The sequence below is a fragment of the Streptomyces sp. NPDC001530 genome, from assembly GCF_042894545.1.
Lineage (GTDB): Bacteria > Actinomycetota > Actinomycetes > Streptomycetales > Streptomycetaceae > Streptomyces.
Map to the genome: position 1 here is coordinate 252,563 of NZ_JBIAVS010000002.1, position 12,981 is coordinate 265,543.

The window sequence follows — 12,981 nt, forward strand, 5'->3', positions numbered from 1 at the left end:
TGACAATCCGACGGTCGGCGCCGTCGGCGCAGGGGGCCGTCTCAGCGACGTACCCGATCTGTCGACCGTATGGCTGCGGGTCTTCCTCGAAGTCGCCCGGCACGGTTCGTTCACGGTGGCCGCGCGGACGCTCGGGTGGACGCAGTCCGCGGTGTCGCGGCAGATCTCCTCGCTGGAGGCGGCGCTCGGCGGGGCCCCGCTCTTCGACCGGCTGCCCCGGGGCGTACGACTGACGGAGGCCGGGCGGGTCCTCGTGCCGCACGCCGAGTCGGTGGTCGAGCGGCTGCACGGCGCGGGGCGGGAGCTGGCCGCGCTGCGGGAGGTGGCGGGCGGGCGGCTGCGGTTGGGCGCCTTCGCGACCGCGGACGCGGCTCTCGTCCCGCGGGCCATCGCGGCGTTCCGCGCCCGCCACCCCGGGGTCCGGCTCACCCGCGAGGAGGGCTTCACCCCCGTACTCCTGGACCGGCTGACCGCCGACCACCTCGATCTGGCGGTCGTCTCGACAACGGGCCGCGCCCCGCTGGACGCCTACACCCTGCACCATCTGCTCGACGAGTCCCTGTACGTCGCCGTCCCCGCCGACCATCCGCTGGCCGCCGAGCCCTCCGTACGACTGCCCCAACTCGCCGACGCCGACTGGATATCCGGCGGCTCCCGCCCCGAGGGCACCCTCCTCGACGCGGCCCTGCGGCACGGGTTCCGCCCGCGCGTCGCCCACGTCGTGGCCGAGTGGACCGCCAAGCAGGGGTATGTCGCCGCCGGTCTCGGCGTGACCCTGATCCCGGCGCTCGCCGCGGAGTCCGTGCGGCCCGACATCGCGCTGCTCCCGGTGCTCGACGAGGACGCGCCGGCGCGGGCGGTGTACGCGGCGACGGTGCGCGGGCGGTCCCTGACACCGGCGGCGGAGGCGTTCCTGGCCGCGCTGCGGGAGTCCTCCGCCAAGATCCCTGGTACCAGGGCGACTTGATCCGGCCGCCCGCACCGCGCGGGCCGTGGCCCGGGCGTCTCACCCCTCACGCACCATGGCGTTCGCCCCAGCCGTCACGGGATACTTCCGCCGTCCGGAAGCACCCCACTGCGACGGAAGGCCCGAACTCCCTTGACTCATATATGTGCTCGGATCGGTGTGCTCGGACTGGCGCTGGTGGCGGGGCTGACCGTCACGCCCAGCGCGTCGGCCGCCGACACCTCCACCGTCGAGGAGCAGCGGCTCGACAAGGCCGCGCCTCAGGAGATCCTGCGGCGTTCCGGATTCGACACCGTGGCACCGGAGTTCGCACGGTCACTGGACGCGGCGCACTCCTACGCCCAGGCCCGCCACCTCGTCGTACGCGAGGGATCGGCGCTGTGGCGGCGGGCCGTCGACCGGGCGCAGGGGCGGGGTCCGGCGGGCGGGGATCTGAGCCGCGACGACGACCGGCCGCTGTACTGGGCCCGGCTCGGCATGACCCGTGAAGTGCGCCAGTGGGAGCCGGAGTTCGGCCTATCCGAGGCCCAACGCGCCGAGCTGCTGGACGCGTTGGAGCAGAACTCGCGCGGCCAGAACGCGATCCGCTATCCGCGCGCCAAGGGGGTGAAGCGGATCCTGGTCACCGGGTTCGACCCGTTCACCCTGGACCGCGACGTCCGGATCTCGAATCCCTCCGGGGCCACCGCGCTCGCCCTCGACGGTACGACGATCCAGACCGCGGACGGTCCGGCGCGCGTCGAGACGGCCCTGTTCCCGGTCCGCTGGCAGGACTTCACCGACGGCATGGTGGAGCGGACGCTGCGGCCGTATCTGCCCCACGTGGACCTGTTCACGACGGTCAGCCAGGGCCGCGTCGGCCGCTTCGACGTGGAGCGGACCAACGGGGCCTGGCGGGGCGGCTACCCGGACAACCTGAACCTCCCGGTGACCGAGACGGTCCCGGTCAGCGACCCGGGCTCGCAGCCGCAGTGGACCTCGACGACCCTCCCGTACAAGGAGATCGTCGCCGCGAGCACCGGCCGCTTCCCCATGTACGACAACACGTCGGTGACCGAGATCCCGGCTGGGGGTACCGATCCGGTCGTACGGCCCGACGGTCCGACCAAGGGTTCGACGGCGCGTGCCGGGGGCGGCGGCAACTACCTCTCCAACGAGATCGCGTACCGCGCGACGCTGCTCCGCGACCGCCTCGGCCTGCGCTCCACACTCCCCGGAGGGCATGTGCACACGCCGGTGCTGCAGTTCGGCACGGGCAACACGGATCCGGCGACCGGGACGGTCACCGATCCGGACTTCGTGCGGAACCGGCTGGACATCATCGCGCAGGTGCGGGCGATCCTGACGGTGGCCATGGACGCGAGTTCGTCGGCCGCGTCGGTCGTCAGTGCGACGGAGCGAAAGCGAGGCTGATGCCGAGGCCGGCCAGGACGGAGCCGATGACCTTGTTCAGGACCTTCTGGCCGCGCAGCATCAGCGTGCGCATCCGGTCCTGCGAGAAGAAGACCGCGACGACGCCGAACCACAGCAGGTGGGCGAAGGACATGAACAGCCCGTAGCCCACCTGCCGGTAGACCGGGGTGCCGGGGCTGACGACCTGGGCGAAGGTCGAGACGACGAAGAGGGTCGTCTTGGGGTTCAGGACGTTGGTGAGGAACCCGGTGCGCAGGGCGGCGAACGGGGTCAGGGCCGTCTTGTGGCCGAGGTCGACCTCGACGTCTCCGCGGGCGCGGAAGGTGCGTACGCCGATGTAGACGAGGTACGCCGCGCCGATCAGCTTGATCACGGTGAACAGGGCGGTGGAGGACGCGATCAGGAGTCCGACGCCGAGCATCGTGTACGTGACGTGCACGAGGACGCCCGCGGCGACACCGGTGGCGGCGAACAGCCCCGTCCGGCGGCCGTAGAGATAGCTGTTGCGGACGACCATGGCGAAGTCGGCGCCGGGGGCGATGACCGCCAGGACGGTGATGACGGCGACGGCGAGTATCTCGGTCACGGGGTGGCTCCCTCCTCGGGGGCGTCTGCGGTGTCGGGAGTGTCCACGGTGGTGTCGTCCGCGGTGTCCTCACCGAGGAGGTCGCGCGCCATGAGGGTGGCGCCCGCTACGGCTCCGGGCATCAGGAACACCGCGACGAACGGAACCAGGAAGGCCAGGCCCAGCGGCGTGCCGAAGCCCCAGACCAGCATCTTGCGGGAGCGGAGCAGGGTGAGGCGTGCGCGGAGGTCGACGCCGCGGCGCTGGAGGGCGACGGCGGTGAGTTCCTCGGTGAGGAAGAAGCCGGTGACGAAGAAGCCGATCACCGGGATGACGGTCTGGCCGACGAACGGGATGAAGCCGAGGGCGAAGAGCAGCACGCCCCAGAAGGCCGCCCTCACGACGATACGGAGGCTGTCCCGGGCCGAGATCCACAGTTCCCGCCAGAGCGGGAGCCCCGACTCGGGGGCCGTGCCGTCCGGGGAGACGTCGCGGTCGACCTGCTCGGAGAGGTTCTCGTAGAAGGGCTGTCCTATGAGGAGGGTGACCACGGTGAAGGTGAGGACGGCGAGGAGGAGGGCGAGGGCGAACAGTACGACGGTGAGGAATCCACGGAAGAGACCCACCCAGGGGCTGGTCCAGTCATCCGCGAACGGGGTGGCCCAGGTGACGAAGTCCTCGCCGTACACGGCGAGGGCGACGAGCGCTGCCGCGTACAGCACGAGCGTGATGAGTCCCGGCACCAGCCCGAACTCGTACTGCTTCCCGTGCCCAGCCACCCATCGCTGGCCCCGCACCAAGTAGCCGAAGCCCACCCCAAGATCGCGCATGGGGGAACTTTAGCGGGCGCCCGGTGGGGCTGCGGCCGGTGGGTTTTTCGCCCCCTCCGCCCCTGCCCGTCCCGTACCAGCCTGTCGGCTGCGGGTGGGTGGGGGCTTGTCGCGCAGTTCCCCGCGCCCCTGAAGGGACGCGGGGAACTGCGCGAACTACACCGGGGTGACCGCCACCACCACGCTCTGGTCTGCCGCGGGCGAGACCGCCGCTGAGATGCGGACGGCCGCCGCGCGGGCGACGCGCCCCGCGCGGGAGGCCGAGGCGAGGAGGAGCGGCTGGAGTTGTTCCAGGCTGGACACGAGGAGCTCCTCGCTCGCGATGAGGAGCGGACGGGCGGCGGTCATCGCGGCGGCCGCCGCCTCCGTGAGGTCGGCGAGCGGCGGAAGGCCGGCTCGTACGACCCCCGCCCCTGCGGCAGCCGCCCGCTCAGCCAAGGCCACCTGAAGCGGCAGCAGCGGAGCCAGCGCGGCGGTCAACGCGTCGGCGATGCGCCGGAGTTCGGGCGACGAGTTCCGCAGGACGTCCGCGGCGGCCCGTACGACGGGAGTCAGCGCGAGCAGCGCCCCCGCCGCGACCCCGGCCGCCGCGGGCAGCAGCGGCGAGGTGGCGTCCACCAGCTCCCCCAGGGCGACGGCCGCCTCTTCCACGGCGGGTTCCACCGCGTCGAGGACGGGCAGCAGACTGTCGCCCAGCGCGGCGAGGAGCGCCTGGGCGGGCTCGCTCACGGGATGCACCGCGAGCGGCGCCCCACTCGTACCCAGCCGCGTCAGCGTGTCCACGATCCGGTAGAACGCCTCCTGCGCCTGTGGGGACGCACTCGCTTCGGCCAGCTCCGCCGTCGTCTCGCGCAGGACGCGCAGCACCTCGGCCCCCGACCCGTCCCGGGGGTCGAACGTGTTGATGGCGATTCTGGTGATGTTCCCGGCCGTGTCGAGGAGTTGGCCGGTGATGTCGGTGGTGTTGCGCGCCATGCGCACCACGTCTTCTCTGCTGGGGAGCGACGGGATCGAAGAAATCGACGGTATCGGGGACATGGGTGGGCCCTCCCTTCCGGCGGCCCGGCCCTCCCTCGCGCCGGCGCCCGCACTCAGCATGCCCCTTCCGGCCCGCCGGGGATGCGCCATCCGGAGATCCGCCGCGACGCCCGCGACGGCCGTGACGGCAACGACCTCTTGTTGCGGGAGAGTCGAACAGGTAGGCACCCATGGCCTCGTCGGAAGGGGGAGTTCCCGTAGCTGGGGAGAGCCTTGCCGGCCGTGTCCTGAGGGTCGTGGTACGGCAGGGTCGTGGTACGGCGGGGTCGTGGTACGGCGGGGTCGTGGTACGGCGGAGGCCGCACCCCACGTCCTAGGGTGCGGCCTCCGCCGTATGCAACGACTGCCGTCAGGCAAGCGTCACGGTGATGTTGCCGCGGGTCGCCTTCGAGTACGGGCACACCTGGTGGGCCTTCTCGACGAGCGCGCGGGCGGTGGCGGCATCGGCGTTCGGGATGTCGGCGGAGATCTCGACGATGATCCCGAACCCGTCCTCGTTCTTGCCGATGCCGACCTTCGCGGTGACGGTCGAGCCGGAGATGTCGGCGTTCTCCTGGCGTGCGACGACGCCGAGGGCGCCCTGGAAGCAGGCGCTGTACCCGGCGGCGAACAGCTGCTCCGGGTTGGTGCCCGTGCCGTTGCCGCCCATCTCCTTGGGCGGGTTGACGATGACGTCGAGCTTGCCGTCGTCGGTGGCGACCCGGCCGTCGCGACCGTTCTCGGCGGTGGCGACGGCGGTGTACAGGACGTCAGAACGTCGGATTGCGGAGCTGGACATACGGTGCGTTCCTCCTTGGTCCGCCGCGACTCGCGCCCACGATCGCGACGACTTCGGAAAGAAGTTATCGCATGCCGGAAACAACCGTGAAGCCTTACAGCTTGACGATCATCTTTCCGATGTTGTCGCCGCGCAGAACCCCGAAGAACGCCTCCAGGTTGTTCTCGATGCCCTCGACGACCGTCTCGCGGTACTTGAGCTCGCCGGAGCGGACCCAGGCGCCGACCTCCTGGACGAACTGCGGCTGCAGGTCGTAGTGGTCGCCGACGAGGAAGCCCTCGATACGGCCGCGGGTCTGGATCAGCCGGACGAGGTTCTTCGGGCCGCCGACGGGCTCGGTGCTGTTGTAGATGGAGATCATGCCGCAGACGGCGATCCGGCCACCCTGGTTGAGGGAGCCGATGGCCGCCTCCAGGTGGTCGCCGCCCACGTTGTCGAAGTACACGTCGACGCCGTCCGGGGCGGCCTCGCGCAGCTGCTCGTCCACCGGGCCGTTCTTGTAGTTGAAGGCGGCGTCGAAGCCGTACTCCTCGACGAGCAGCTTGACCTTCTCGTCGGACCCGGCGGAGCCGATAACGCGCGAGGCGCCCTTGAGCTTGGCGATCTGCCCGACCTGGCTGCCGACGGCACCGGCGGCGCCGGACACGAAGACGGAGTCGCCCTCCTTGAAGGAGGCGGTGCGCAGCAGACCGGCGTAGGCGGTGAGCCCGGTCATGCCGAGGACGCCGAGGTACGTCGACAGCGGCGCGGCCTCCGGGTCCACCTTCACGGCCTGCTTGGCGTCGACGACGGCGTACTCGCGCCAGCCGAAGAAGTGCAGGATGTGGTCGCCGGCCTCGATCCCCTCGGCGTTCGAGGCGACGACCTCGCCGACGGCGCCGCCCTGCATGACCTTGCCCAGTTCGAAGGGGGCGGCGTACGACTTGGCGGCGCTCATACGGCCGCGCATGTACGGGTCGACGGACAGGTACTTGTTCCGCACCAGGACCTCGCCCTCCCCCGGCTGTCGGACCTCGGCCTCGACCAGGGCGAAGTCCTCGCCCTTGGGCCAGCCGACCGGGCGGCTGACCAGGTGCCATTCGCGGCTGACGGTGGGGAGCTGGGGGGTGTCGGTCATGGGGGGCGCCTTTCCTGCGTGCGGCCGGGCTGCGGCTGCGGCTGCGGCTCACGAATACTTCAGTACCTGAAACAACCATGCTCCTGAATATTTCAGGATGTCAAGTAACGAGGTAGTCTGGAGTCCATGCCCGCCTCGCAGAAGACACCCCGAATGGACCCCCTGACCCTGGAGGTCGTCGAACTCATCGGGACGGTGGTGGCCCGCTACCACGAGGAGTACGAGGACGCGGCGGCGGAGCACGCGCTGACCGGTACGCAGGCGCGACTGCTGAGCCTGCTCGCTCTGGAGCCGCTGCCGATGCGGCGACTGGCGCAGCAGCTGAAGTGCGAGCCGTCGAATGTCACCGGGATCGTGGACCGACTGGAGGCTCGGGGGCTGGCGGAGCGGCGACCCGACCCGGCCGACCGCCGCGTGAAGCTCGCCGCGGCGACGCCCGAGGGGCGGGCCGTGGCCCGGGGCCTGCGCGACTCCCTCAACTTCGCCCGAGAGCCCCTCGCGGGGCTGGCGGAGGAGGAGCGGCTGGCACTACGGGACCTGCTGCGACGGATGCTGGGGGCGTAGTTTCGGGCGGCCCGTCAGGGGCGCGGGGAACTGCGCGACCAGCCCCCACCCACCCGCAGACAATGAACCACCCAGGGGGGTCTGGGGCGCAGCCCCAGGGAAGGGACGGGCAGGGGCGGAGGGGGCGAAAAACGCCCTACGTGCACCACCACAAGAAGCGGTTGCAGGTTTCCGATGGCGAAGGGTCCGGGGTCGGCACGGACGTCGTCGGGGCGACCGTGGCGGGCGCGGTCGTTTCGGGGGCCGAGCTGGAGCTGGGGGCCGAGGTCGCGCGCCCCGGGGTCGTGCCGGTGGTTGCCGACTCTTCGTCCTGGGTCTTCTTTTTGTCCTTGCCGGAGGCGGACGCGGACGGCGACCCGGAAACCGAGGGGGACGCGGAAGCGTCGGGCGAGCCGGTCGGCGAGGCGCCACCCGCCCCCGACGTGTCCCCCAGCGGCTGGGCCGTCTCCCCGCCCTCCGAGGAGGACGAGCCGTCGGCCGACTCACCCCCGGCAGCCGCCGGCTTCGGCCCCAGCCCAGGCGCGTCGATGCCGAGTTCCGCGAGGCTCAGCCCACCCGCCGCGAGCACGAACCCCGCGGCAATGAGCAGCGTCCGGCGCCGCCGCCGACGGTGTACCGCGGCCTTGCGATCACGCCGACTCGCGCCCCCCGGACCGTCCGCACCACCCGGCCCGTCCGGGCCACCCGGACCGCTCGACTCCTCTACGGCCCGCCCGCGACCACGAGCGCCCCGCCCCCGCCCCCGCCGCCGCGCGGCCCGTCCAGGGCGCTCGTCCGCGTCGTCATCCGCGTCGTCGTCCTCGTCGTAGTACGCGTCGGCATCCGTCGCGTCCACGCCCGTTTCGGTATGCGTATCGCTCTCCGCCGCATGTGTGCGGAGTTCTTCGGCTGGGGTGCCGCACCCCGGGCAGGCAAGGGCGCCGTTGAGGTGCCGTCGGCACGGGTGGCAGTAGTCCATGACGCGGGAAGACTAAGTTCCTCCTGGGTAACGTTCATAGGCACAGCTGTGAATGTTGTGTGCTGAACTTCCCGTTCCGGCGTGCCGAGTTGAGACACCCCCGAACATTCCCCGCCATCCCGCGCCCATCGCGTCGAAACCGTTATGCGTTCGACCCATTGACACTCCAGGGGCCACGTCCTTACTGTCACGCCAGCATTTCGAACGTGTGACGAAATTTCGAACAGAGCCGAAGAGCACAGGGGGCAACTGCCGTGCGCATCACGGGAATCAGCACACACGTAGTCGGGACGCCCTGGCGCAACCTGACCTACGTCCAGGTGCACACCGACGAGGGCATCACCGGAGTCGGCGAGACCCGCATGCTGGGCCACACCGACGCGCTGATCGGCTACCTGCGGGAGGCGGAGGCCAATCACATTCTCGGCTCCGACCCGTTCGCTGTCGAGGACCTCGTCCGACGGATGAAGTACGGCGACTACGGGCGCGCCGGCGAGATCGTGATGTCCGGCATCGCCGTCATCGAGATGGCCTGCTGGGACATCAAGGGCAAGGCCCTCGGAGTGCCGGTCTGGCAGCTCCTCGGCGGCAAGGTCACCGACAAGGTCAAGGCGTACGCCAATGGGTGGTACACGACCGAGCGGACCCCGGAGGCCTATCACAAGGCCGCGCAGGAGGTCATGGCCCGCGGGTACAAGGCCCTCAAGATCGACCCCTTCGGGACCGGGCACTTCGAGCTCGACCACGCCCAGACCCTCTACGCCGTCTCCCTCATCGAGGCCGTGCGCGACGCCATCGGGCCGGACTCCGAGCTGATGCTGGAGATGCACGGGCGCTTCTCCCCTTCCACCGCGATCCGCCTCGCCCGCGAGCTCGCGCCCTTCAAGCCCGCCTGGCTGGAGGAGCCGGTTCCGCCGGAGAACCTCAAGGCGCTGGAGAAGGTCGCCGCCAAGGTCGACATCCCGGTCGCCACCGGTGAGCGCATCCACGACCGCATCGAGTTCCGCGAGCTCTTCGAGAGCCAGGCGGCCGACATCATCCAGCCCGACGTCGGTCACATCGGGGGCATCTGGGAGACGCGGAAGCTCGCCGCCACCGCCGAGGCGCACTACGTGCTCGTCGCCCCGCACAACGTCGGCGGCCCCGTGCTCACCGCCGCCTCCCTCCAGGTCGGCTTCACGTCCCCGAACTTCAAGATCCTTGAGCACTTCAACGATTTCGCGGACGCGGAGATCAAGAAGGTCGTGAAGGGCGCCCCGCAGGTCGTCGACGGCTACTTCCAGCTGTCGCACGAGCCCGGTCTCGGCGTCGAGCTGGACACCGACGCGGCGGCCGAGTTCCCGCAGCAGCAGGCCCGGTTCGACCTCTGGGCGGACGGCTGGGAGCAGCGCAAGCCGAAGGGGACCCAGTGAGCACCGCGGTCGTCATCGAGGCGCCGGGCGAGCACCGGCTGGCCGCGCACGAGCCCCGGGAGCCGGAGGCCGGCGAGGCGCTGGTCCGCGTGCACGCGGTCGGCATCTGCGGCAGCGACCGCGAGGTCTACCAGGGCAACCGGCCCGACGGGTACGTCCGTTACCCGCTCACGCCCGGCCACGAGTGGTCCGGGACCGTGGCGAAGGTCGGCGCGGGCGTGCCCGGGTCCCTCGTCGGGCGCAAGGTTGTCGGTGAGGGCTTCCGCAACTGCCAGGTCTGCGACCGCTGTCACGCGGGCGAGACCACGCTGTGCACGGCGGGGTACGAGGAGACGGGCTTCACCCAGCCCGGCGCGATGGCCACCACCCTCACCCTCCCCGCCCGGCTGCTCCACGTCCTTCCCGACGACGCCGACCTGACGGCCGCCGCCCTGCTGGAGCCCGCCGCCTGCATCGCGGCCGCCGCCCTCAAGGCGAACGCGCGGCCCGGCGAGAGGGTCGCGGTCGTCGGCACCGGGACGCTCGGCATGTTCGCCGTGCAGTTCCTGAAGGCGGGCTCCCCGGCCGAGCTGCTCGTGGTGGGCACCCGGCCCGATCGCGACCAGCTCTCCCGGGACTTCGGCGCCACCGACTTCCGCACCCGGGACCAGGAGCTCCCCGACGACTTCGACGTCGTCATCGAGACCGCCGGGTCCGCGTCCGCCGCGCGCACCGCCGCCTCCCTGCTCAGGCGCGGCGGACGCCTGGTCCTGACGGGGATCCCGGCGCCGGGCGCCGAGGGACTCGACCCCACCGATCTCGTCGTACGGCAGCTGGAGGTGCACACCGTGTTCGGGGCACCGCCGGAGGCCTGGGCGCACACGGTGCGGGTGTTCGGCGCGGGGCTGCTGAACCCGTCGCCGTTGGTCACGCACGAGCTGCCGCTCGCCGAGTTCCCGGCGGCCATCGAGCTGGTGGGGTCCGGCGATCCCAAGGTCGGAAAGGTGCTGCTGAGGCCGTAACTCACCCCGAGCCGTACGCCGGTACGGAGTTACCTGACGGCTCCGTACCGGCGTACCACCAAGCCCCCGCACACCCAAAGCCGCGAACCTCGTCCGAAATATCGAACATGAAGGACAGCTTGTGACCGACGCCTCCACTACGGCAGCCCGTCGACCCGGTGAGCAGGCGCTCGCCGCGCTCGGCCTGGGCGCGCCCGCCCTCTCCCCCGCCGACGCCTCGCCGCACACCTTCCCGGGAGGCGGCCGCTGGCGCACCGAGGTTCCCTCCGTGGAGGGGCCCGAGGCGCTGGCAGTAGTCCTCAAGGAGTCCTCGCGCCTCGATGTGCCGATCCACCGGATCAGCCAGGGCAGCGGTGTCTGGATGCTGACCGACGCCGAGATCACCGAGATGGTCGAGGCCACCGGTGAACGCGACATCGAGCTCTGCCTCTTCACCGGTCCGCGCGGCACCTGGGACATCGGCGCCTCCGTACGCACCGACTCGCGCGGCGCCGGACTGCGCGCCCGCGGCCACGACGCGGTCGCCGGCTGTCTCGAAGACGCCGTCCGCGCCACCGAGTTGGGCGTCAAGTGCCTCCTCGTCGCCGACGAGGGCGTGCTGTGGACCCTCCACCGGGCGCGCGTCGCCGGGATCATCCCGGCCGACACGACCCTCAAGGTCTCCGCGCTGATCGGCCCGGTCAACCCGGCCGCATACGCCGTGTACGAGAACCTCGGCGCCGACTCCGTCAACGTGCCGAGTGATCTGACCCTCGATCACCTCACCGAGATCCGGCGGGTTTCCGCCGCCCCCATGGACATGTACATCGAGGCCCCCGACGACCTCGGCGGGTACGTGCGGATGTACGAGGTCGCCGAGCTGATCCGGCGCGGCGCACCGCTCTACCTGAAGTTCGGTCTGTCCAAGGCTCCCGGGATCTACCCGTACGGGCACCATCTGCGGGACCTGACCCTGTCCACCGCCCGGGAGCGGGTGCGGCGCGGCCGACTCGCCCTCGATCTGCTCGCGCGGCACGGAGCGGACGGCGACATGGCGCCGCTCGGTTCCCGACTGCCGGGCGCACTGAACAGATTCGACCTCCGGGCATAACGTTCCGGAAACCTCGCTTCACACAAGCCGACACAGCCGCGCACAATCCAACACACCTGTCCTCGGTCTTCCGGCGCCACCCTCGGGAGCGCCTTCGCACCGCGAGACCGAGCCCTGCACACACATCAAGGATGATGATCATGCGTAACCGCAGAGCCGCCCTCGCCGCCATAGCCGGAGCCGCCTCCCTCGCTCTGACCCTGACCGCCTGCGGGCAGGACAGTGAGGGCGGCAGCAATGAGGACAAGGGCAGCAGCAAGGGCGGCACCATCGGCATCGCGATGCCGACGAAGTCCTCCGAGCGCTGGATCGCCGACGGCAAGAACGTGGTCAAGAACCTGGAGTCCAAGGGCTACAAGACCAAGCTGGTCTACGGCGAGGACGACCCCGACCAGCAGGTCTCGCAGATCGAGAACCTGATCACGCAGGGCGTGAAGGCCATCATCGTCGCGGCGATCGACAACAAGTCGCTGAACAACGTCCTCCAGCAGGCCGCCGACGCGAAGATCCCGGTCATCGCCTACGACCGCCTCATCCTCGGCACCAAGAACGTCGACTACTACGCGTCGTTCGACAACACCAAGGTCGGCGAGCTGCAGGCCAGCTACATCGTCGACAAGCTCGGTCTGAAGAGCGGCAAGGGCCCGTTCAACATCGAGCTGTTCGCCGGCTCCAACGACGACAACAACACCAAGTACTTCTTCAACGGCGCGATGAGCGTCCTGCAGCCGTACATCGACAGCAAGAAGCTGGTCGTCAAGTCCGGTCAGACGGGCCTCACCCAGGTCACCACCCTGCGCTGGGACGGTGCCACCGCGCAGAAGCGCATGGACGACATCCTCACCAAGTCGTACAAGAGCGCCAAGGTCGACGCGGTGCTCTCGCCGTACGACGGCATCTCCATCGGCATCCTGTCGGCGCTGAAGTCGGACGACTACGGCTCCAAGAGCAAGCCGCTGCCGGTCGTCACCGGCCAGGACGCCGAGCTGGCCTCGGTGAAGTCGATCATCGCGGGCGAGCAGACGCAGACCGTCTACAAGGACACCCGTGAGCTGGCCAAGGTCGCCTCGACCATGGTCGACGACGTCCTCAACGGCAAGAAGCCCGAGACCAACGACACCAAGACGTACGACAACGGCGCCAAGGTCGTCCCCGCCTACCTGCTGCAGCCGGTCAGCGTCGACAAGACCAACTACAAGCAGGTGCTGATCGACGGCGGCTACTACACCGAGTCCGACCTCAAGTAAC

At 70.4% G+C, this 12,981-nt stretch carries 13 protein-coding genes; 7 read left to right on the forward strand and 6 right to left on the reverse strand.

Translation table 11 applies throughout. The features are described 5' to 3' along the window. Positions 1-58 precede the first annotated feature (58 nt). Together ACFY0T_RS04070 and ACFY0T_RS04075 are read left to right on the forward strand one after the other, a co-directional pair. The gene (locus tag ACFY0T_RS04070) at positions 59-967 is read left to right on the forward strand and encodes a LysR family transcriptional regulator (protein ID WP_388864740.1); all 909 of its coding nucleotides are present in this window, start codon (positions 59-61) and stop codon (positions 965-967) included. A gap of 132 nt (positions 968-1,099) precedes the next feature. Then, positions 1,100-2,380, forward strand: coding sequence for a pyroglutamyl peptidase (locus ACFY0T_RS04075; protein ID WP_388864432.1), 1,281 nt, complete (start codon positions 1,100-1,102; stop codon positions 2,378-2,380). Here the strand turns inward: ACFY0T_RS04075 and ACFY0T_RS04080 are convergent. The 5 genes from ACFY0T_RS04080 to ACFY0T_RS04100 form a co-directional block, all read right to left on the reverse strand. Continuing rightward, positions 2,352-2,966 carry a LysE family translocator gene (locus tag ACFY0T_RS04080; protein ID WP_388864433.1) on the reverse strand — a complete coding sequence of 205 codons (615 nt, stop codon included), beginning with the start codon at positions 2,964-2,966 and terminating at the stop codon, positions 2,352-2,354. The two genes, ACFY0T_RS04075 and ACFY0T_RS04080, sit on opposite strands and share 29 nt — an antisense overlap. Further along, entirely contained in the window at positions 2,963-3,775 is an 813-nt protein-coding gene (locus ACFY0T_RS04085; RefSeq protein WP_388864434.1) for an EI24 domain-containing protein, read from the reverse strand. The genes ACFY0T_RS04080 and ACFY0T_RS04085 overlap by 4 nt, the downstream gene beginning before the upstream one ends. A gap of 156 nt (positions 3,776-3,931) precedes the next feature. Continuing rightward, positions 3,932-4,750, reverse strand: a complete 819-nt coding sequence (locus ACFY0T_RS04090) for a hypothetical protein (RefSeq protein ID WP_388864435.1) — start codon at positions 4,748-4,750, stop codon at positions 3,932-3,934. A gap of 412 nt (positions 4,751-5,162) precedes the next feature. Continuing rightward, positions 5,163-5,591 (reverse strand): organic hydroperoxide resistance protein, encoded by a 429-nt coding sequence (locus ACFY0T_RS04095; RefSeq protein WP_388864436.1) that lies wholly within the window; start codon positions 5,589-5,591, stop codon positions 5,163-5,165. Positions 5,592-5,685: 94 nt separating this feature from the next. Next, positions 5,686-6,708 (reverse strand): NADP-dependent oxidoreductase, encoded by a 1,023-nt coding sequence (locus tag ACFY0T_RS04100; protein ID WP_388864437.1) that lies wholly within the window; start codon positions 6,706-6,708, stop codon positions 5,686-5,688. A gap of 126 nt (positions 6,709-6,834) precedes the next feature. On the opposite strand from ACFY0T_RS04100, the gene ACFY0T_RS04105 reads away from it, so the two are divergent. After that, complete coding sequence (locus ACFY0T_RS04105; RefSeq protein WP_388864438.1) at positions 6,835-7,272, forward strand: MarR family winged helix-turn-helix transcriptional regulator; 438 nt, start codon at positions 6,835-6,837, stop codon at positions 7,270-7,272. Positions 7,273-7,408: 136 nt separating this feature from the next. Here ACFY0T_RS04105 and ACFY0T_RS04110 read toward each other — a convergent pair whose 3' ends face one another. Next, positions 7,409-8,230 (reverse strand): hypothetical protein, encoded by an 822-nt coding sequence (locus tag ACFY0T_RS04110; protein WP_388864439.1) that lies wholly within the window; start codon positions 8,228-8,230, stop codon positions 7,409-7,411. 254 nt (positions 8,231-8,484) lie between these two features. Between ACFY0T_RS04110 and ACFY0T_RS04115 the strand changes: the two genes are divergently transcribed. From ACFY0T_RS04115 to chvE, 4 genes are all read left to right on the forward strand, one after another. Further along, on the forward strand, positions 8,485-9,642 hold the full coding sequence (locus ACFY0T_RS04115) for a mandelate racemase/muconate lactonizing enzyme family protein (RefSeq protein ID WP_388864440.1): 1,158 nt from the start codon (positions 8,485-8,487) through the stop codon (positions 9,640-9,642). Further along, entirely contained in the window at positions 9,639-10,643 is a 1,005-nt protein-coding gene (locus tag ACFY0T_RS04120) for a zinc-binding dehydrogenase (RefSeq protein ID WP_388864441.1), read from the forward strand. The genes ACFY0T_RS04115 and ACFY0T_RS04120 overlap by 4 nt, the downstream gene beginning before the upstream one ends. A 121-nt stretch (positions 10,644-10,764) precedes the next feature. Continuing rightward, on the forward strand, positions 10,765-11,733 hold the full coding sequence (locus ACFY0T_RS04125; protein ID WP_388864442.1) for a hypothetical protein: 969 nt from the start codon (positions 10,765-10,767) through the stop codon (positions 11,731-11,733). Between the two features lie 140 nt (positions 11,734-11,873). After that, positions 11,874-12,980: a multiple monosaccharide ABC transporter substrate-binding protein gene (gene chvE, locus ACFY0T_RS04130; RefSeq protein ID WP_388864443.1), complete on the forward strand. Its 1,107-nt coding sequence runs from the start codon at positions 11,874-11,876 to the stop codon at positions 12,978-12,980. Position 12,981 lies beyond the last annotated feature (1 nt).